The organism is Streptomyces sp. NPDC088554 (genome assembly GCF_044752945.1).
Lineage (GTDB): Bacteria > Actinomycetota > Actinomycetes > Streptomycetales > Streptomycetaceae > Streptomyces.
Window position 1 is genome coordinate 306,277 of sequence record NZ_JBIVMF010000002.1, and the last position, 21,217, is coordinate 327,493.

Here is a 21,217-nt window from a genome sequence, read left to right on the forward strand (position 1 = left end):
GGAAGTGCGAGATGTCTGCCGAATCGGTCTTCCCGCAGCTCGAAGCCCTGCTCCCGCATGTGCAGAAGCCGATCCAATACGTCGGTGGTGAGCTGAACTCCACGGTCAAGCCGTGGGACTCCACCGACGTGCGCTGGGCGCTGATGTACCCCGACGCGTACGAGGTCGGGCTGCCCAACCAGGGCGTCATGATCCTGTACGAGGTACTGAACGAACGCGAGGGCGTCCTCGCGGAGCGCACGTACAGCGTCTGGCCCGACCTCGAAGCGCTGATGCGCGAGCACAAGGTCCCGCAGTTCACCGTGGACAGCCACCGGCCGGTCGGCGCGTTCGACGTCTTCGGGCTGAGCTTCTCCACCGAGCTGGGCTACACGAACATGCTCACCGCGCTCGACCTCGCGGGCATCCCGCTGGCCGCCCGGGACCGTACCGTCGACCACCCGATCGTCCTCGCGGGCGGGCACGCGGCCTTCAACCCCGAGCCGATCGCGGAGTTCATCGACTGCGCGGTCATCGGCGACGGCGAACAGGCGGTCCTGGAGATCACCGAGATCGTCCGCGCCTGGAAGGCGGAGGGCCGTCCCGGCGGGCGCGAGGAGGTCCTCTTCCGGCTGGCCCGGACCGGTGGCGTCTACGTGCCGGGCTTCTACGACGTCGAGTACCTCGCGGACGGCCGGATCTCCCGCGTCGTGCCCAACCGCTCGGGCGTGCCGTGGCGGGTGTCCAAGCACACCGTCATGGACCTGGACGAATGGCCCTACCCCAAGCAGCCGCTCGTCCCGCTCGCCGAGACCGTCCACGAGCGGATGTCCGTGGAGATCTTCCGCGGCTGTACCCGCGGCTGCCGTTTCTGCCAGGCCGGCATGATCACGCGCCCCGTGCGGGAGCGAAGCATCACCGGCATCGGCGAGATGGTCGAGAAGGGGCTCAAGGCGACCGGCTTCGAGGAGGTCGGGCTGCTCTCGCTGTCCTCCGCCGACCACACCGAGATCGCCGACGTCGCCAAGGGGCTCGCGGACCGGTACGAAGCGGACAAGATCGGGCTCTCGCTGCCGTCCACCCGCGTCGACGCCTTCAACGTCGACCTCGCCAACGAGCTGACGCGCAACGGCCGCAGGTCGGGGCTGACCTTCGCCCCCGAGGGCGGCTCCGAGCGGCTGCGCAAGGTCATCAACAAGATGGTCTCGGAGGAGGACCTGATCCGTACGGTCTCCACCGCGTACGGCAACGGCTGGCGCCAGGTGAAGCTGTACTTCATGTGCGGCCTGCCCACCGAAACCGACGAGGACGTCCTCCAGATCGGTGACATGGCGGTCAAGGTCATCGCCGAGGGCCGCAAGGTCTCCGGCCAGAACGACATCCGCTGCACGGTCTCGATCGGCGGATTCGTCCCCAAGCCGCACACCCCGTTCCAGTGGGCGCCCCAGCTGAGCGCCGAGGAGACCGACGCCCGGCTGGTCAAGCTGCGCGACAAGATCCGCGGCGACAAGAAGTACGGCCGCTCCATCGGCTTCCGCTACCACGACGGCAAGCCCGGCATCGTCGAGGGCCTCCTCTCACGCGGCGACCGCCGGATCGGCGCGGTCATCCGCGCGGTGTACGAGGACGGCGGCCGGTTCGACGGCTGGCGCGAACACTTCTCGTACGACCGCTGGATGGCGAGCGCGGAGAAGGCGCTGCCCGAGTTCGGCGTGGACGTCGACTGGTACACGACGCGCGAGCGGACGTACGAAGAGGTCCTGCCCTGGGACCACCTGGACTCGGGCCTCGACAAGGACTGGCTCTGGGAGGACTGGCAGGACTCGCTCGACGAGACCGAGGTCGAGGACTGCCGCTGGACGCCGTGCTTCGACTGCGGGGTCTGCCCGCAGTTCGACACATGGCCACAACTGAGTGAGAGCGGTAAGAAGCTGCTCCCGCTGACGGTCAAGAAGTAGCCGTGACCAGCGGCGATGCCGCCCGGCGGATGGCTGAGTCCCTCGCCGGAATGACAGAGGTAGAGCGCGCCGAGATCCTTCGAGGGCTCGGAACGAGGGAGCGGGAGCAGGCGTCTCGTCCTGCGCGGCGTACGCCGCTCCCTGCTCCTCGCCGAGATCCGAACGTGGAGTGGGTGTAGGCAGGTGACGAGAGGCGTCCGGGTAGCGACAACGCTGGACGCCTCTCGCCGTGCATCTGCGGCGCTTCTAGGTCCTCGCTGGCCCCCGGGGTGGCGCTGCGCCGTCGCAGGGCGGTACAGGCCCGCGTGCGGCCTCAGCCGGGTTAAAGCTCAGGTCCGACGTGCAGTGGCCAAGGGGCGGGCGCGCTCGGTCAGCTCACGGACGTGCGGGTTTCGTGCGTGTGGGCGGAGGACGGAGAGCATCGCGCGGAACCGGTCGTCGGCACGGCCGGACTGGACGTGGGGGTAGTCGTCGAGAGCCAGGTGCCAGGTCTGGACTGCTTCCTCCAGTCGACCAGCCTGTAGCTTCCACTCGGCCAGCATCGAGCGGTGCCGGACCTTGGCCCGCCGGTACACGGTGGGCCTGACCTTCTCGGACTGTTCAAGGGCACGGATGGCACCCTCGCGGTCGCCGAGTTCGTAGCTGACCTGGGAGACGTGGTAGCTCAGGGACGCGGGGTCGTAGGAGCCGTGGGCCTTGGCCTTGGCCTCTGCCTTCTCCATGGCTACCTCTGCCTCGCGGAGCATCGCCCACGCCCCGCGCCGGTCGCCGGTCTGTGCGGCGGCGTGCGCCTGCTGTCCGGCAAGGAACGCCCGCATCCTCGGTCCGGCTTCGGGGGAGGCGGCCGACGCTGCGTCTGCGTACCGCAAGGCCGCCGCGCCGTGGCCGAGTTCGACCGCTTGCACGCTCATGCCGCGCAGCGTGGTGCAGTACGTGAGGTGGTCCCCGGCTGCGCCGGCCAACTCCAGAGCCTTTGTGTAGTAGCTCTGGCCGAGCATGTCCAAGCGCTCGTCTACGGCCATGTACCCGGTCAGGTAGAGGTGATCGGCAGCGGCCGAGAGCATGGCCTTGCGTACGGGGTCGGAGGCTGTGGCCTGTAGGTACGGGGCGATGTTGTTCACCATGAAAGCGGCGGCCATGGGCCGGGCGGTGCGCCCGCCGAACTGGTCATCCAGTTCACTGATCCGCTCGGTCATGGCTACCACGGACTCGACATCGGCCATGCCGATCCGGGCGTGCGGGTTGGTCTTGATCTGTTCGAAGCGTGAGAGTACGTCGGGCCAGCCGGGGATGGTCAGTGCGACTGAGTACAGGCCCGCAGCGAGTACGCCCCTTCGAGACGGGTCCATGTCCATGCTCCCGAGATCGATCAGTCCTGCAACGGTATCCGTCGCCTCGGGCTTGATGTCGGGCTGATCGGCGAAGCCAGCTTCGAACTCGGTTACCTGCCTGCCGAGTTTGCGGGTGAGGGCTTCCAGCACGGCGGGCCGGTACTTGGTCATGGGGCGTGTGCCGGATAACCAGTGGGAGACGGCGGACTCGTCGTACTTCAACCGGCGGCCGGTCTCGGTTCCGACTCGGTTGACCGCACGTGCGAACTCGCCGAGGTTCCAGCGGGTCTCGGCGTACAGAGCGGCGAGCTTGTGGTTCGGCGTGCGTTCGCGTGCTGCCATGAGGCCGCCCCCCTGGGCCAGGTTTCAAGGGTTTCAAGGTACCGCCCGGCTCCTTCCATGTTCACGGCCAGCGCACACCTGTTGACTCAGGGTCGTGCCACTCGGGGCGATGACAAGTAGCTCCCCCGCTCCGAGTGGCCGGCCAAGCCGACAGGCGTAGCGGAGCTGCGCCCCGCCCGGAACGGAGACACAGGTGACCAACGTCGACACCGCGACGATTACGGTCGAACTGCCCGACGCGTTCGACCCGCGCTGGAACCGCCTGCCCGGTATCACCGTGGACGGCAAGAAGATCACCCTCGACCCGGCCGAGTACTTCTTCCGGTTCGAGGCGAACACCTGGCTCGTCATCGACTGGCAGACCGTGACGGACGGCCTGCTGAGCGCGGACGAGACCGAGACCGCCACCGTCGAACAGATGGCGCTGGAGTTCGTGAAGGCCCATGGCCGATCGACCAGCGACGCGGGCGAGGTCCTGGCCATCGCCTACCAGGTGTACTCGTACCTGTTCCGAGACGAGCACCTCGCCTCGCTCGGCCTGCCCGACGTCACGGCCGAGCACCTGAAGATGCTCCGCGAGGCGGCCACCTTCATGGCCCTGAACAAGGTCGAGCTCGACGGCCACATCTCCAACGTGGGCCCGTGCTGGTTCTTCCCGTCCGCGACCGGCGTGGTCTTCGACCTCTCCGACGAGGGCGGCCAGATGCTGGACGAGGTCTACCACGGCGGGTGGTTCAACGAGCACCGCCGGATCGAGGGCATCAAGGCCCACGCCGCGCTCGGCGGTCGGCTGGTTCACGGCTGCCAGTCCAAGCCCGACCAGACCGGCGGCGTCGTCGCCCCCTACGGCGCGTCGATGGCCACGTTCGGCAAGGAGCTCACCGAGATGAAGGCCGAGTGGATCGGGCAGGTCGAGTCCTACCGGGTGACCGCCGCCTGATCCCAGCGTTGATCCCGGCCCGGGGTGGCAAGCGCGCTGTCGCCCCGGGCCTGGCCCCCTGACCGACCCCCAAAGGAACGGAAGCGCCCCCGTGGACAGCAAGCTCACCGCCGCCATCCTCGCCGACATCTGCGCCCGCACCGGCCAGCCGCTCCCCACTCGCGAAGAGATGCGGGTGTGGGACATGTCGGGTGTCGAGCGCTTGCGCTTTCCCCCGCACACGCGCACCGCGATCTACAAGTACGCCGTCGAACCGTTCGCCACGGAGGACGAGATCCTTCGAGCCGCTCTCCTGTCCGGCATCCCCGTGCCGGAGGTCATCGGCTCCATCGTCCGAGACGGCATCCTCGGCATGGTCATCGAGGACCTGGGCGAAGATGTCCGAGAGGCGCAGGACACGGATGGCATCGTGGCCGCTGTCGCCCTGCACCAGGCACCCGCCGCCCCGTCGCTCCGGGAGATGGACGAGGACGCGCTTGCCGCCCTGCCCGAGTTGGCGCTCGGCCATCTGCGCCGCCTGCGGGATGCCGGCCGCTGGGACGAGGACACCGCCGAACTGTCGTTTGCGCTTGGCTCCCTCGCTGCGTCGGCGGAGAAGCGGGCGACCGGTGCTGGGCTGGCCCCGTTCGGGTGGGTGCACTCCGAGTTCCACCCGACCAGCCTGCACATCGGCGAGGACGGTTGGCGGTTGCTCGACTTCGCCCGTGCGTTCACCGGCCCCGGCCTCCTCGACCTCGCGTCCTGGCACGGCACCACCGGCGACCCTGACCCGGCCAGGCTGCGCGCCTTCATCGAGGCGTACGTGAACGCTGGCGGTGACAAGGACGCGCTTGCCGAGCGCGGCGGCCTGCCTGCCGAACGGTGGGCGCTGGGCTGGCATCGGGTGTGGGCGAGTGAGTGGTTCATGGAGCAGGCGCTCCGCTGGGTCAACAACCCCGAGGATGACCCGGTCTACATCAGGGTCGTCCGCAAGCACCTCCTCGCGGCCGTCAGGCTGCTGGAGGCGTGACGTGGACGTGTGGGACGCTCACGCCGCCCAGCGCCTGGCAGACGGCCCGCTGCGCCCCCTCGAACCGCCCGCTCGGATGGAGTGGACGCAGCGCCCCGGCATCGGCCCCGGCGTGGAGATCCTCGGCGAGGACCTGGCAGGGCGGCGCGTGGTGGAACTGGGGTGCGGCCCCGGCCACAACGCCGCCCATCTGACCAGCCTCGGCGCGAAGGTCACCGGAGTGGACCGATCCAAGGGGCAGGTTCAACGGGCCTGCGCCCACTACGGACACCACGGAACTGAGTTCGTCCACTCCCGAGCTCTGGGCTACCTCACCCGTGAGAGCGAACGCCTGGATGCCATCGTCTCGGTCTTCGGAGCGATCGGCTTGGCCGAACCGGCCAGGTTGCTTGGCGCTTGCTCCCGCCGCCTCGGACGCAAGGGCGTGCTCGCCTTCTCCGTCCCGCACCCCCAGCGAACCGGCACCATCCCCGCCACTCCCCGAACCCGTCAACGCATGACGCTGTCGGACGGAACCGCCACGACGGTTGACCGGTGGGAGATCGACCCGGCCGCTTGGGTGCGGGCGGTCAACCGCGCCGGACTGCTGATCACCGGAGTGCACAACCTCTTCGCCCCGGCTGACGCTCGCTGGCCGACCACCTTGCTCATCACCGCACGGAAGCCCTGACACCCGACCGAACCCGGGAGGCACCCGATGCACCACGCCCCATTTTTACTGTTGGACGTAGACGGCGTCTTCATCCCGTTCCCTGGGCCGGACGGCGCTACCCCTGCTACTCATCCCCGCCACACGGTCACCACTGACGACGTGGCCAAGCCGTTCGATGTCTGGCTCAACCCGGACCACGGCAAGCTCATCACCGACGCCATCGGCACCGGACTGGTCCGGCCCGTGTGGTGCACGAGCTGGCGGGCGGATGCCCGCCGCGTCATCGCCCCGCTCATGGGCCTGCCCGACTTCGAACACATCGAGCTGCCCAACCTGCCGATCACGACCAGTCACCCCGACGGCTACCTGTGGAAGCGGAACCACGTCGCAGACTGGCTCGCCACGGCTCCGGCCGTGTGGATCGACGACGACTTCACCCACCTCGACCACCAGTGGGCGGCCGACCGGACCACGTTCGGAAACCCGACCCTGCTCATCGAGCCCGCCCCGCACGTAGGCATCCAGCCCGAGCACATCGCGACGGCTCTGGAGTGGGCCACCACGCTCGTGTCCACGAGGGAGGCGGCTTGATGGCGGCCCGACATGCGGCACCCCCGGACCGTGACCGACTCGGCACGGTGCTTACCGCGAGCTGGGCTGCGCTTCACCTGCTCGGCTTTGCCGCGCTCGGCCTGGCTGTTCACGGCGAGCGCTCGACCGTCGCCGAGCTCAGAGGGACTCCCGCGGAATCCGTTCCGGACTCGGAACCTGCACTCGCTTGACCGCCCGTAGCCCTGTGCTGGCCTCTCTCGCAGAGCTGGCCGGCTGGGGCCGTCCGGGCCTCTCCTGCGAGAGCCCATGCCCGCGCATGACAGAGGCCCCCGACGTGATGCTTCAGTTCTAGCGGTCGTCGCAACCCCACTGGCCACCATGCGTGGCGCGGTGGTCGAGTCGAACAGCTTGTGACAGGCGCGGCACAGGGGCAGGTTCCGAGTCGGGTCCGTGGTGTACGGCCTGCCCGCGTCCCTGCCGTGGCTCATGCGCTTCTCGTTCGGGTCCGTGTAGGAGTACGCCCAGTCCTGTGCTTGCGCTCCGCACTTCCAGCACCGGTACAGGCTGGCACTGCCCCGCCGTCCCTTGGTGCGGTTGTGTGCGCCGTCGTACGTGATGTCGTCTCCCTTGTACCGAGGGTCGACGTGCTGGCTTCGATCCGAGCAGCGCACCGTTACCCCGTTGGCCAGGTTGCTCAGGCTGTACTCCCGCTCGGTGCCGCAGTCGCACCGGCAGAGGACGCGTTCAGTGCCGTTGACGATGCCGCGCCGCTCGATGAGTACGAGTTCGTTGAAGCGGTGCCCCGGCTTGTAGACCTGCCGGTTCGGCCGGGTCTTCGGGTAGCCCTTGCGGACGTACAAGGAACGCCCCGCCTCACGGTCCCTCTGTCGACGCGCCTGGTCCCTGCATCGCGAGTCGCAGTAGCGGGCCTGCGGGCGCTTGCCCGCCAGCACGTCGGCACAGTGAGCGCAACGGCGATGGTCTGTGCTGGTCTCGGTCTTGCTCAAGAGTGAGTTGTCTCCTTACGTGGTGGCGGCCGAAGGCCGCACAGTCGCTTCCTGCCTTACGTCTTGGGCAGGGCCTTGATTCCTTTCTTCTCTTCGCCGCTGCTCCCCCGAAGGGGGTAACAAGATAGAGAAGACACGAACGTTTCCCCAGGTCAGCGGCCATGTCGGTAGGCGTCAGACGTTTACTGGGTACAAGCGCGGGATGTACTCACCGGTCCGTGTGGATACGGCACGGCGCGGGGGCACCGCTCCTCTTCTGAAACAGGTGGCCGGGCAGGACAAGGCACGGCACACCGGACCGGGGTGAGACGAGGTCGAGATCCTTGGCGCGCTTCACCGCAGCGTTCGCGCTCTGCTTGGACAGGGCCTTGCCGTTCTCGCCCAGCAGGGCGGCCAGCTTCCCCGGGCCGAAGCTCGCGTGCCCGTCTCTGTCTGCCCGCAGTTGGCCACGGAGATTCAGATCGGCCCGACGGGCAAGAAGCTGCTGCCGCTGACGGTGATGAAGTAGGGCGCTCCCGCGTTGTCGCAGGGACGCGTCGCTGTAGGAACGCGTTGTTGTACGGACGCGCTTGTTGTACGGACCCGGCCGCGGCACGTCGCGGCCGGGTCCGCGCGTAACGGCATCCGGGCGCGGGCAGGCGCACAATGGTCCGATGCCGCAGCTCGTCGCACCGGACGTCCGGGTCCACGCCTCCTTCCTCGACGCGATGAGGGAGTTCGTCGAAGAGGGCATGGCCGAGCGGTCGCTGCTCCTTCACGAGATGGAGGAGTTCGCCGCGACCTGGCACCGGCCCGACGTGTTCGCCGTCTATGTGGACCGGCTGAACGCCGAACCGCTGGAGGAGACCCCGCGCATCGAGGGCTGGGTGCCGTGCACCACCCTCTGGTACGTCGAAGGGGATACGTTTCTGGGCCGCCTCGCCATCCGGCACCGGCTCAACCCGTTCCTGCACGAGCTGGGGGGCCATATCGGCTATGCCGTACGCCCCACCGCCCGCCGGCGCGGATACGCGACCGCCATGCTCACCGGGGCGCTGCCGGTCGCCCGGGGGCTGGGCATCGCCTCCGTCCTGGTCACCTGCGACACCACGAACACCGCCTCACGGAAGGTGATCGAGGCGGCGGGCGGGGCGCTGGAGGACGAGCGTGGGGGGAAGCTGCGCTTCTGGATCGGGACGGGGGCGGGCTCCGGGGTCTGATGGCTCCGAGGGGCTCGGACCGGTGTCGTACCACGTTCGCCCGAGGCTGAGGAACCGGGAGAGGAGCGGGCGCGTACTCTGGGTAGTACAACGATCGTCCCGGCGCGGACCCCGCACCTGAGGATTCCCCGCGGAAGCGGGTGAGCCGGGACCCGGGGCCCCACGTCCGAGGGCGGCGCGTCACCGCGTACCGCCCGCACCGAGGAGAAGAACCACTGGGCAAGCGACAGCCCGAAGGCCCGCCGCCCGCACCGGCGGTGCAGCGCATCCGACTGCGCTACACCAAGCGCGGCCGCCTCCGGTTCACCAGCCACCGTGATTTCCAGCGTGCTTTCGAGCGGGCGCTGCGCCGCGCCGAGGTGCCGATGGCGTACTCGGCGGGGTTCACCCCGCACCCCAAGGTGTCGTACGCCAATGCCGCACCCACCGGCACGGGCAGCGAGGCCGAGTTCCTGGAGATCGCCCTGGTGCGGGAGTGCGACCCGGACAGGCTGCGCGAGCTGCTCGACGAGTCGCTGCCCACGGGCCTCGACATCATCGACGCCGTCGAGGCCCGTACCTCGGGACTCGCCGACCGGCTGACCGCTTCCGTATGGGAGCTGAGGCTGGAAGGCGTCGACCCGGAAGAGGCCGGACACGCCGTGTCCGCGTTCCTCGCCGCCGAGTCGGTGGAGGTCGAACGCCGGGGCAAGAACGGTCTGCGGACCTTCGACGCACGGGGTGCCGTGGTCGCGCTCGACGTGGAGCGTGACGCGGACCGCTCGCGGCCTGATAGGCCGGGGGACGGGCCCTGTGCGATACTGCGGCTGGTTGTTCGGCACGTGACACCTGCCGTACGGCCCGACGACGTCCTGTCCGGTCTCCGAGCTGTGGCCGACCTGGCGCCGCCGGTCCCCGCAGCGGTGACCAGGCTGGCGCAGGGGCTCTTCGACGAGGAGTCCGGCACGGTGACCGACCCGCTCGCGCCCGACCGCGAGGCAGTCCGGCCCGCCCCATCCAAGGCCGCCGGACCCGCCGCCGCGAAGGTGCCGGAAGGTGCAGGTTCCGCGTAAGGCGGTCGTTGTAGCGCTGCCACAGGACTCGGTCCCACCGAGGCCGGGCTCCGCACTGACCAGAAGACTTTCGCCAGGCCGTGCGTACATCGCGTAGGGAACCGGCGAGCCAGACATAACAGCTCCCGTGCGGCGCCCGCGCCCCGGACGGCGGCATTCGCGCACTGCGCGGGCCGCGGCCGGACCGGAATCAGGCGTGGCGCCCGGGAGCGTGACGGGAGAACCGCCCGCATGCTTGAGTCCACCGAACCCGGTAACACCGGGGACACCAACGCCAACGAAGAGAACAACTCGCCGAGCGATACGCTGCCGCCGCGCCGTAGGCGCCGCGCCGCGTCCCGTCCGGCGGGACCGCCCACCGCGGCGGCCGAGGTCAAGGGCGCCGCGAGTGTCACCGAGACCATCGCGCCGGCCGCCGGGGCCGTTGCGCCCGCTGTGCCGGATGAGGCGCCCGCCGCCGCTCCGGCGCGCACCCCGCGCCGCCGTGCGACCCGCAAGGCCACCGCGCCGGTGACGGCCACGGCCGACGCGCCGGCCACCGCAGCTGTCACCGCTGTCGTCGCTCCGGAAGCGGACGCGGCCCCGGACGCCGTCGTACCGGAGGAGCCCGTCGCGGCGCCGCCGCGTGCGCGTCGTCGGGCCACCCGTAAGGTCGCGGCGCCGCAGACGACGGTGGAGCCGGCGGATGCCGTCTCCGAGGTCGCTGTCGCCGTCGAGCCCGCTGCGGCCGTTGTCGTGGAGGAGCCCGTCGCGGCGCCGCCGCGTGCGCGCCGTCGCGCCACCCGCAGGACCGCCGCTCCCGAGACCGTCGCGGCCGAGGCCGCCGAGGTCATCGTCGAGCCGACGCCGGTCGTCGAGGCCCCTGTCGCGGAGGCCGCTCCTGTCGCGGAGGCCCCCGCCGAGGAGGCCGCGCCCACCGGCCGGCCGCGTCGTCGCGCCACCCGGAGGGCCACCGCGCCCGCGGGTGCGCCGGAGGCCGCCGAGATCGTGACGGCCACCGTCCCGGCCGTCGCCCCGGCCGGTGAGGACCTGCCGCAGGACACCGTCGCGCGGATCGCCGAGGACGGCGAGCGGGTTCAGGCCGCGGAGAAGGCCGCCACCCGCGGCCGGGGCCGCCGCAGGGCCACCGCGCCGGAGGCCGCGCCCGCCGCCGCGGCTCCGGTGACCGAGCCCGAGCCCGTACGGGAACCGGTTCGGGAACCCGTACGAGAGCCGGTTCGTGAGCCGGTACGGGAGACCAGGGCCCCCGAGCGGTCGCGCCGGCGTTCGGCGCGTCCGGCCGTGGCCGTGTTCCAGGCGCCCGTCTTCACCGAGCCGATGTTCCAGACCCCGGAGACGGCCGCCGCCATGGCCGCCGCCGGGGCGCACGTGGACGAGGTCGACGAGGAGGAGGACGAGATCACGGCGGAGCCCGTGACCCTGCCCGAGCCCGTCGCAGCGACCGAGCCCTCGGGCCGTCGCCGTCGCCGCCGTCGCGGTGAGGTGCCCGCCGAGGCCCCGCAGGCCGTCGTGGTGCCGCAGGCCGTTGCCGAGGAGGCACCGGAGGACAGCGTCGACGAGACCGCCGACGAGACCGAGGCCGACGACGAGTTCGAGGACCGCCCGTCGCGGCGCCGCCGCCGGGGTGGCCGTCGCCGCCGCCGGGGCGAGTCCGCCGAGGCCGACGAGGCCATGGACGAGCAGCAGGACCGGCACGAGGAGTCCGCCGAGGCCGGTGCCGTATCCGGCAGGTCCGAGCGCGACGCCGTCGAGGCCGAGGACGACGAGCAGGACGACCGGGACGAGCAGGACGACATCGAGGCGTCCGCCGGGGGCGGCTCCTCCAGCAGCCGCCGTCGCCGCCGCAGGCGTCGTCGCAGCGGTGACAGCGCGGCCGAGGCCGATTCGGGCGTGGTGACGGGCGGCGACGACCCGGAGCGTACGGTCGTCAAGGTCCGTGAGCCGCGCGAGCGGCGCGTCAAGGAGTTCGCCGAGCGCGAGCGCGAGGCCGGCGCGGGCTCGGACGAGGTGCAGTCCATCAAGGGCTCGACCCGTCTCGAAGCCAAGAAGCAGCGCCGCCGCGAGGGCCGCGAGCAGGGCCGTCGCAGGGTCCCGATCATCACGGAGGCGGAGTTCCTCGCCCGCCGTGAGGCCGTCGAGCGCGTGATGGTCGTCCGCCAGAACGGCGAGCGCACCCAGATCGGCGTCCTCGAGGACAACGTGCTCGTCGAGCACTACGTCAACAAGGAGCAGGCCACCAGCTACGTCGGCAACGTCTACCTGGGCAAGGTGCAGAACGTACTGCCGTCCATGGAGGCCGCCTTCGTCGACATCGGCAAGGGACGCAACGCCGTCCTGTACGCCGGTGAGGTCAACTTCGAGGCGTTGGGCATGGCCAACGGGCCGCGCCGTATCGAAACCGCCCTCAAGTCAGGTCAGTCGGTCCTCGTCCAGGTGACGAAGGATCCGATCGGCCACAAGGGCGCGCGTCTGACCAGCCAGGTGTCGCTGCCCGGCCGCTATCTGGTCTACGTGCCCGAGGGTTCGATGACCGGCATCAGCCGCAAGCTGCCCGACACCGAGCGGGCCCGGCTGAAGACCATCCTCAAGAAGATCGTCCCCGAGGACGCGGGCGTCATCGTCCGTACGGCCGCCGAGGGCGCCAGCGAGGACGAGCTGCGCCGCGATGTCGAGAGGCTCCAGGCGCAGTGGGAGGACATCAAGAAGAAGGCGAAGAGCGGTAACGCGCCGACCCTTCTCTACGGTGAGCCCGACATGACCGTCCGGGTCGTCCGCGACATCTTCAACGAGGACTTCTCGAAGGTCATCGTCAGTGGTGACGAGGCGTGGCGGACCATCCACGGCTATGTCACGCATGTCGCGCCGGACCTGTCCGACCGGCTGTCGCGCTGGACGAGCGAGGTCGACGTCTTCGCGACGTACCGCATCGACGAGCAGCTGATGAAGGCGCTGGACCGCAAGGTCTGGCTGCCGAGCGGTGGCTCGCTGGTGATCGACAAGACCGAGGCCATGATCGTGGTCGACGTCAACACCGGGAAGTTCACCGGCCAGGGCGGCAACCTGGAGGAGACCGTCACCAGGAACAACCTGGAGGCGGCCGAGGAGATCGTGCGCCAGCTGCGCCTGCGCGACCTGGGCGGCATCGTCGTCATCGACTTCATCGACATGGTGCTGGAGTCCAACCGGGACCTGGTGCTGCGGCGACTGCTGGAGTGCCTGGGCCGGGACCGTACGAAGCACCAGGTCGCCGAGGTGACCTCGCTGGGTCTGGTCCAGATGACGCGCAAGCGGGTCGGCCAGGGGCTGCTGGAGTCGTTCTCCGAGACCTGTGTCCACTGCAACGGCCGTGGCGTGATCGTCCACATGGAGCAGCCCACGGCTGTCGGTGGCGGCGGCAACGGCAAGCGCGCGAAGAAGCGCGGACGCGGCGGTGCCTCGGGCGCGGAGCACGACCACGGCCAGGACTTCGGCCAGGACTCGGGCCAGGACTTCGGTCCCGACGACGCAGTCGTCGAGACGGAGTCCGAGGCCGAGGTCGCGGCGGAGGCGGCGGCTCCGGCCGCGCTGCCCGAGCCCGAGTTCGCCCTGGACGAGGAGCTGTTCAGCAGCGTGGCGGAGGCGGAGGCCGCGGTACGCGGCCGTTCGCGCCGCCGGGCGTCGCGCAAGGCGTCGGCCCCGGCGGGTTCGCCGCGGAGCGCGGAGCCGCGTGGCGTCGAGCCGGTGGTACGGGACGAGGCGCCGGTGGTTGAGGCGGTGGCCCCGGTGGCTCCGGAGGCCCCTGCAGTCTCTGTGACGCCGGAGGTTGCCGAGGTACCCGAGGTTGTCGAGGTACCCGAGGTTGCCGAGGCGCCTGTGGTGGACGATGCGGCGCCCAAGGGGCGTACGCGTCGCCGGGCGACCCGTAAGGCGTCGGCCCCGGTCGCCGTCGAGCCGGTGGCCGAGCCCGTGGTGGAGCCGGTGGCCGAGACGGTGGTCGTGGAAGCGCCCGTCGTACCGGCTCCGGTCGTGGAGGCGCCCGCCGAGGAGGCGCCCGTGGCGGCACCTCCGCGGGCGCGTCGCCGGGCGACCCGTAAGGCGACCGCCCCGGCGGGTTCGCCCTCGGGCGGTGAGGACGCGGCGATCGTCGTCGTGGAGTCGGCCAGGCGGGCGGAGCCCGTACCGGCGGAGCCCGTAACGGATTCCGGGTCGGGCGATTCCGTTTCCGTCGGGGCAGTCGCGGAGGAGGTCGCGGAAGCGGCCGAAACAGAGGAAGCGGCCCCGGTCAAGAAGGCGGTGCGCAAGACCGCCAAGACGACGGTGAAGAAGGCTCCCGCCAAGAAGGCCCCCGCGAAGAAGGCGGTGGCGAAGAAGACCGTCGCCAAGAAGGCGGTGGCGAAGAAGACGACGGCCAAGAAGACGACGGCCAAGTCGGCGACGAAGAAGACCGCGGCGGCGGAACAGCAGACACCGCGTGGCGTCTCGGCGCCCACGGAGGACTGAACGCCGCTGACTGCAGGCTGAACACGACGGGCCCCGTCCGGGGCGTGTTGTGGCGTCGGCCCTCCGAGACCTGATCGTGGTCCTGGAGGGCCGACGTTGCCTCATGGGTGCCGTTGCGCGTCCGCCGGCCGTGTGTGACGGGTCGCTCTCCGGGGCCCGGTTTGATTCTCCGGAGAGTGGCCCGTAGTGTTGAGCGTCGGCGTGTTTGTATGCGCGCCTGCCCCTGAGCACCTACCTTCCCAGCGCCTTTCGGCGCGGTTGGAAGAGGCCGCTCGTCCTTGATCCGGATCATTACGGCCCCCGGGCCGTGTGAGCGGCTGGCATCAGGGGCTTCCGTTCCGAGCGAGAGTGAGATCCGCGTGTACGCCATCGTGCGCAGCGGTGGTCGCCAGCACAAGGTTGCTGTCGGCGACATCGTTGAGGTTGACAAGATTCCCACCGCCAAGGTTGGCGACACGGTCGAGCTCTCGACCCTGCTCCTGGTCGACGGCGACGCCGTGACCAGCGACCCGTGGGTGCTGGACGGTGTCAAGGTCACGGCCGAGATTGTGGACCACCACAAGGGCGTGAAGATCGACATCCTTCGCTACAAGAACAAGACGGGCTACCGCCGTCGCCAGGGTCACCGCCAGCAGTACACGGCGATCAAGGTCACCGGTATCCCCACGGCTGCGAAGTAAGGGACTGAGGAGACATGGCACATAAGAAGGGCGCATCGTCCACTCGGAACGGGCGCGATTCCAATGCTCAGCGGCTCGGCGTGAAGCGCTTCGGCGGTCAGGTCGTCAACGCCGGTGAGATCCTGGTCCGCCAGCGCGGCACGCACTTCCACCCGGGTTCCGGCGTCGGCCGTGGCGGCGACGACACGCTGTTCGCGCTGAACGCCGGTGCGGTGGAGTTCGGCACCAGCCGTGGCCGCAAGGTTGTGAACATCGTTCCGGTCGCCTAGTCATCACGACATAGGGCAGCTGTAGAGCGGTTTCTTCGCGAGGGCGGACCTCACTTCCCGGAGACGGGAAGCGGGTCCGCCTTTCGCGCGTTACAAGTGAGACATTTCCGTACGTACTGGAGGCAACCCCCATGACCACCTTCGTGGACCGCGTCGAGCTGCATGTCGCCGCGGGTAACGGAGGCCACGGCTGCGCCTCCGTACACCGTGAGAAGTTCAAGCCGCTCGGCGGCCCCGACGGCGGCAACGGCGGCCGTGGCGGCGATGTCATCCTGGTCGTCGACCAGTCGGTGACGACGCTCCTCGACTACCACCACTCGCCGCACCGCAAGGCCACCAACGGCAAGCCCGGCGAGGGCGCCAACCGTTCCGGCAAGGACGGTACGGACCTGATCCTGCCGGTGCCGGACGGGACCGTCGTCCTCGACAAGAGCGGCAACATCCTGGCCGACCTGGTCGGCGAGGGCACCACCTACGTCGCCGCCGAGGGCGGTCGCGGCGGCCTCGGCAACGCCGCGCTGGCCTCCGCCCGCCGCAAGGCGCCCGGCTTCGCGCTGCTCGGTGAGCCGGGCCGGGGCGGGGACGTGGTCCTGGAGCTGAAGACGGTCGCGGATGTCGCGCTCGTCGGCTACCCGAGCGCCGGCAAGTCCTCGCTGATCTCCGTGCTCTCCGCGGCCAAGCCCAAGATCGCGGACTACCCGTTCACCACGCTCGTGCCCAACCTGGGCGTGGTCACCGCCGGCTCCACCGTCTACACCATCGCGGACGTCCCCGGTCTGATCCCCGGCGCCAGCCAGGGCCGCGGGCTCGGCCTGGAGTTCCTGCGCCATGTCGAGCGCTGCTCCGTACTCGTACACATCCTGGACACGGCCACGCTGGAGTCCGACCGTGACCCGCTGACCGACCTCGATGTGATCGAGGAGGAGCTGGCGCAGTACGGCGGTCTCGGTGACCGGCCGCGCCTGGTCGTCCTCAACAAGATCGACATCCCGGACGGCAAGGATCTCGCCGAGATGATCCGCCCGGACCTGGAGAAGCGTGGCTACCGGGTGCTGGAGGTCTCGGCCGTGGCCCATATCGGGCTCAAGGAACTGTCGTTCGTGCTCGCCGAGATCGTGGCCAAGTCCCGCGCGGACAAGCCGAAGGAGGAGGCGACCCGGATCGTCATCCGCCCGAAGGCCGTCGACGACGCGGGCTTCTCCGTCACGCTGGAGGAGGACGGGATCTACCGCGTACGCGGCGAGAAGCCCGAACGCTGGGTCCGCCAGACCGACTTCAGCAACGACGAGGCCGTCGGCTACCTCGCCGACCGGCTGAGCCGCCTCGGTGTCGAGGCCAAGCTGATGAAGGCCGGCGCGCGCGCGGGCGACGGCGTGGCCATCGGCGCCGAGGACGACGCGGTCGTCTTCGACTGGGAGCCCACGATGATGGCGGGCGCCGAGATGCTCGGCCGCCGCGGTGAGGACCACCGCCTGGAGGAGCCCCGCCCGGCCGCCCAGCGCCGCCGGGACCGGGACGCCGAGCGCGACGAGGCGCAGAAGGAGTACGACGAGTTCAAGCCCTTCTGAGTCCCTCGGGGCAGGAAGGCGCAGTGGTACGGGGCGGTACGCGGACACCCCGCCGTTCCCGTACCACTGCCGCTGTATCGCCGCAGGTCACCGCGGTGTTGCGCTGGGTCACCTCTCATGTGGGTGGACAGCCGCTCGTACGTGAAACTTATGTGGTGTCCTTCACCGGCGGACCCCTCCCGGGCGTCGGTGGAGTACCGGTTTTCGCAGGTGAATCAGGGGTTGCGTACCGGTGGAGCCCGGCTGTGGTCCGCCTTGCGGGAGGATTGCCACGGGTGGGACCATCGCCTCATCCTCTGAGCCCTCAAGGTAGGTCAGTCACTGTGTCTGCAACTTCCGCGTCACCCGCGAAGCCCCGCACCACCGCCGTCGTCCTGGCGGGTGGTACCGGTCAGCGTGTGGGGCTGTCGATCCCGAAGCAGCTGCTGAAGATCGCGGGGAAGGCCGTCATCGAGCACACGCTGTCGATCTTCGAGCAGAGCGACTCGATCGACGATGTGATCGTGCTGATGGCGCCGGGCTATGTGTCCGATGTGGAGAAGATCGTCGCGAAGGCCGGACTGACCAAGGTCACCCGGATCATCGAGGGCGGCTCGACGCGGAACGAGACCACCGAGCGGGCCATCGCCGCCCTCGGCGAGGGGCTGGCCGAGGGGGAGGACCGCAACGTCCTGTTCCACGACGCCGTACGCCCGCTGCTCTCCCAGCGTGTGATCAAGGACTGCGTGGACGCGCTCGGCCGCTATCTGGCCGTGGACGTGGCGATCCCGTCCGCCGACACGATCATCGTGACCCGGACCCACGGCGGCGACGGCGAGTTCATCACGGACGTGCCCGACCGCTCCCGGCTGCGGCGCGGCCAGACCCCGCAGGCGTTCAAGCTCTCCACCATCCGCAGGGCGTACGAGGTGGCCGCGGGCGACCCCAACTTCCAGGCCACCGACGACTGCTCCGTCGTGCTCAAGTACCTGCCGGACGTGCCGATCTACGTCGTGGCGGGCGACGAGTACAACATGAAGGTGACGCAGCCGGTCGATGTCTTCATCACCGACAAGCTCTTCCAGCTCGCCTCCGCCTCCGCCCCCCAGCAGTCCTCCGACGACTCCTACCGTGAGCTGCTGACCGGCAGGACCCTGGTCGTCTTCGGCGGTTCGTACGGCATCGGCGCGGACATCGCCCAGCTCGCCGAGGGCTTCGGCGCCACGGTGTACGCGCTCGGCCGCTCCACCACCGGTACGCACGTGGAGAACCCCGAGCACGTCGACGACGCGCTGTCCCGCGCGTACGGCGAGACCGGCCGTATCGACTACGTGATCAACACCGCGGGCGTGCTGCGCATCGGCAAGCTGGCCGAGACGGACAACACCACCATCCAGGAAGCGCTGAACGTCAACTACCTGGCCCCGGTGCAGATCGCGCGCGCCTCGTACAAGTACCTGGCGGAGACCAAGGGCCAGCTGCTGCTCTACACCTCCAGCAGCTACACCCGGGGCCGTGCCGAGTACAGCCTCTACTCGTCGACCAAGGCCGCCATGGTCAACCTCACCCAGGCGCTCTCCGACGAGTGGGCGGGCGACGGCATCCGCGTCAACTGCGTCAACCCCGAGCGCACCGCGACACCCATGCGCACCAAGGCGTTCGGCCAGGAGCCCGAGGGGAGCCTGCTCTCCTCCGAGGCGGTCGCCAGGACCTCGCTGGACGTGCTGCTCTCCGAGCTGACCGGCCATGTGATCGACGTACGGCAGCAGGACCCGACGCGCGGAGCCTCCGAGGCATCCGATTTCGAACAGGCCCTGGCCGCCGTGCTGGACCGTCAGGAAGATGTGTAATAATTCTCCAAAACTTGCATGTTTCGGGCCTCTTTGATCGCCTTATGGCTGATCAGGGGGGCCCGAGTGCGTGAAGCGTCACCTTCGCAATTCCGCCATCTGTGAAATAAACCGGCACCCCTCTGGAGCAGGTTCTTCGTGATTTCGACCGCCATTCGACTGGCCCGTGTGGGCAGCCGGTCCGAGCTGGCCGCAGCCGTTCTGCTGGGACTGGGTTATCCCTCCGTTCTGCTCGCCGCCCTGATTCCGAACCTCGGCTTCTTCGCCGTGGCAGCGGCCGCGACCTATGCGGCGGACCGCTATCTGCATATGCGGGGCAGCTATCTGGTCAACCGGCTCCAGAAAGTACGGGCCGGCCTGTCGATCCGCTTTCTGGTCCGCCAGCTGCTGCTGATACTGCTGGTCGCCCGACTCGATCTCGCGGACCGGGTCATCTTCTACGTCATGCTCGGCGGCTTCCTGGTCTTCTACGGCCTCCAGGTCACCCAGGGCGCTCTCGCCGCCCTGATCAGGCTGCGCCGTACGATGCCGGTCGCGACCCGGGGCGTCGACCTCGGCGCCATCCGGATCCCGGACGCCCCGCCGACCGTGCTGATGCGCCGGGCCGGCGAGAAGATGCTGCACCTGGACCTGGCGGCGGTGGCCGGTGTGCTCGTCGCCGCGGGGACCGGCGACTACCTCTACGGCTACATCGGGGTGGGGCTCACGATCGGCCTCGGTCTGGTCTATCTCTTCGCCCTGGGGCTGTATCTGCGCAGGGGCCGTCGGGTGCCCGCCGCCGCGGTCGTCCTGGAGACGGTCGACGACTGGCTGCGCGACTACCGGCCGACCGTGGTGCTCTACTTCTCCGGCTCCAAGGCGTCCGCGTACCAGGTCAACATGTGGCTGGAGACGATGGAGCAGATCGACGGGCGACCGCTGATCATCCTCCGCGAGCGCGGCATCCTGTCCCAGCTCAACCCGACCGCGGTGCCGGTGATCTGTGTTCCCGGCGGTACGCATCTGATGAACATGGACCTCTCCTCGGTCCGGGTCGCGCTCTACGCGGCCAACGTCGGCAAGAACATCCACCTGCTGCGCGTCCCCACGATCAAGCACGTCTTCATCGGCCACGGCGACAGCGACAAGCTGGCCAGCGTCAACCCGTACAGCAAGGTGTACGACGAGGTGTGGACCGCCGGACGGGCGGGCCGCGACCGGTACGCGCTGGCCGATGTGGGCGTGCGCGACGAGGACATCGCCGAGGTGGGGCGCCCGCAGCTGGCCCCCATCCAGTCCTGGACCGGTAAGGCCGGGAACCCGATCCCGACCGTCCTGTACGCCCCCACCTGGGAGGGCTGGGACGACAACCCCGGCAACACCTCGCTGCTGCTGGCCGGGGAGAACATCGTCCGCCGGCTGCTGGAGGCCGAACGGCCGGTCCGGGTCATCTACAAGCCGCACCCGTTCACCGGGATCCGCGACCCGAAGGCCAAGGCCGTGCACGAGCGGATCACGGCGACGCTGAGCGCCGCGACGGCCGCGCGCGCCATCGAGCCCCGCTGGGTCGAGGCCGCCGCGTCCGCCAAGGACGGTCAGGGCGTGGCGCGCGTCGAGCTGGCGCGGCTCGACGCGCGGCTCCGGGAGCTGGCCGAGCCGGCCCGGGTGGGCGGCGACGAGGCCGAGAAGTCGCGGGCCGGCCTCATCGACCAGCACCGGCTGGACGAGGCCAAGCGGCTGCGCGCCGAGTGGAACGACGCCTACTGGCGCTCCTTCGGCTGGTGGGAGCACCGCGTCGTCACCGGCGCGGAGCCCCGGCTGTACGACTGCTTCAACCAGTCGGACGCCATGGTCTCCGACATCTCCAGCGTGGTCTCGGACTTCATCGCGAGCGGCAAGCCGTACGCGGTCACCGACTCAGCCGAGCTGGGGGTGGAGGAGTTCAAGCGGCAGAACACCGCCGTACGGGCCGCGGTGATCCTCTCCAACAGCGCGCGGGAGCTGGACGAGCTGCTCGCCGCGGTCGCGGACCCGTCCGCCGACCGGTTGGCGGACGCCCGTAACGAGCTGAAGCGCTATCTGCTCGGCCCCGACGAGCCGACCTCGATGGAGCAGTTCAACGCGGCGACGCGGGCGCTGGCCGAGAAGTCCCGGGCCCGCAACGCGGGCGTCGAGCAGCGGCTCGCCGAGCCGGAGGGCGCGGCCCCGCCGGACGACTCCGCGCCGTCCGCGCGGACGGACCCGGACGCCGAGGTGAACACGGACGCGGACGCCGACACGGACGCCGAGCCCGAGAGCAACGATCTGGATTCGCCCGTGCGCGGCTGATCGCACGACGGCGGCGACGGTACGACCGGCCCGGCGGGACGCCTCGGAAGGGGTGTCCCGCCGG

The 21,217-nt window shown here is 69.9% G+C and carries 14 protein-coding genes; 13 read left to right on the forward strand and 1 reads right to left on the reverse strand.

The window, feature by feature from the left end; all coding sequences use genetic code 11:
• Positions 1-11 precede the first annotated feature (11 nt).
• Complete coding sequence (locus ACIP8W_RS03350) at positions 12-1,937, forward strand: TIGR03960 family B12-binding radical SAM protein (RefSeq protein ID WP_402201771.1); 1,926 nt, start codon at positions 12-14, stop codon at positions 1,935-1,937.
• Positions 1,938-2,266: 329 nt separating this feature from the next.
• Here ACIP8W_RS03350 and ACIP8W_RS03355 read toward each other — a convergent pair whose 3' ends face one another.
• The gene (locus ACIP8W_RS03355; RefSeq protein WP_401955695.1) at positions 2,267-3,610 is read right to left on the reverse strand and encodes a tetratricopeptide repeat protein; all 1,344 of its coding nucleotides are present in this window, start codon (positions 3,608-3,610) and stop codon (positions 2,267-2,269) included.
• Positions 3,611-3,803: 193 nt separating this feature from the next.
• Between ACIP8W_RS03355 and ACIP8W_RS03360 the strand changes: the two genes are divergently transcribed.
• The 12 genes from ACIP8W_RS03360 to ACIP8W_RS03415 all read left to right on the forward strand — a co-directional run bounded on the left by ACIP8W_RS03360 (position 3,804) and on the right by ACIP8W_RS03415 (position 21,153).
• Positions 3,804-4,550, forward strand: a complete 747-nt coding sequence (locus ACIP8W_RS03360) for a hypothetical protein (protein WP_402201773.1) — start codon at positions 3,804-3,806, stop codon at positions 4,548-4,550.
• Between the two features lie 91 nt (positions 4,551-4,641).
• On the forward strand, positions 4,642-5,559 hold the full coding sequence (locus tag ACIP8W_RS03365) for an aminoglycoside phosphotransferase family protein (protein ID WP_402201775.1): 918 nt from the start codon (positions 4,642-4,644) through the stop codon (positions 5,557-5,559).
• 1 nt (position 5,560) lies between these two features.
• Positions 5,561-6,229: a class I SAM-dependent methyltransferase gene (locus ACIP8W_RS03370; protein ID WP_402149529.1), complete on the forward strand. Its 669-nt coding sequence runs from the start codon at positions 5,561-5,563 to the stop codon at positions 6,227-6,229.
• A gap of 27 nt (positions 6,230-6,256) precedes the next feature.
• On the forward strand, positions 6,257-6,802 hold the full coding sequence (locus ACIP8W_RS03375) for an HAD domain-containing protein (protein WP_402149531.1): 546 nt from the start codon (positions 6,257-6,259) through the stop codon (positions 6,800-6,802).
• 1,621 nt (positions 6,803-8,423) lie between these two features.
• Complete coding sequence (locus tag ACIP8W_RS03380) at positions 8,424-8,969, forward strand: GNAT family N-acetyltransferase (RefSeq protein WP_401955700.1); 546 nt, start codon at positions 8,424-8,426, stop codon at positions 8,967-8,969.
• Positions 8,970-9,226: 257 nt separating this feature from the next.
• Positions 9,227-10,021, forward strand: coding sequence for a TIGR03936 family radical SAM-associated protein (locus ACIP8W_RS03385; protein WP_401955701.1), 795 nt, complete (start codon positions 9,227-9,229; stop codon positions 10,019-10,021).
• 231 nt (positions 10,022-10,252) lie between these two features.
• A complete protein-coding gene (locus ACIP8W_RS03390; protein WP_402201778.1) occupies positions 10,253-14,500 on the forward strand; it encodes an Rne/Rng family ribonuclease in 4,248 nt (1,415 codons plus the stop codon).
• A 359-nt stretch (positions 14,501-14,859) separates the two neighbouring features.
• Positions 14,860-15,180 (forward strand): 50S ribosomal protein L21, encoded by a 321-nt coding sequence (gene rplU, locus ACIP8W_RS03395; protein ID WP_401955703.1) that lies wholly within the window; start codon positions 14,860-14,862, stop codon positions 15,178-15,180.
• Between the two features lie 14 nt (positions 15,181-15,194).
• The gene (gene rpmA, locus ACIP8W_RS03400) at positions 15,195-15,449 is read left to right on the forward strand and encodes a 50S ribosomal protein L27 (RefSeq protein ID WP_030352365.1); all 255 of its coding nucleotides are present in this window, start codon (positions 15,195-15,197) and stop codon (positions 15,447-15,449) included.
• Positions 15,450-15,580: 131 nt separating this feature from the next.
• Positions 15,581-17,017: a GTPase ObgE gene (gene obgE / locus ACIP8W_RS03405; RefSeq protein WP_401955704.1), complete on the forward strand. Its 1,437-nt coding sequence runs from the start codon at positions 15,581-15,583 to the stop codon at positions 17,015-17,017.
• A 323-nt stretch (positions 17,018-17,340) separates the two neighbouring features.
• Entirely contained in the window at positions 17,341-18,846 is a 1,506-nt protein-coding gene (locus tag ACIP8W_RS03410) for an SDR family NAD(P)-dependent oxidoreductase (protein ID WP_401955705.1), read from the forward strand.
• 168 nt (positions 18,847-19,014) lie between these two features.
• The gene (locus ACIP8W_RS03415) at positions 19,015-21,153 is read left to right on the forward strand and encodes a hypothetical protein (RefSeq protein WP_401955706.1); all 2,139 of its coding nucleotides are present in this window, start codon (positions 19,015-19,017) and stop codon (positions 21,151-21,153) included.
• The last annotated feature ends 64 nt before the right edge of the window (positions 21,154-21,217 follow it).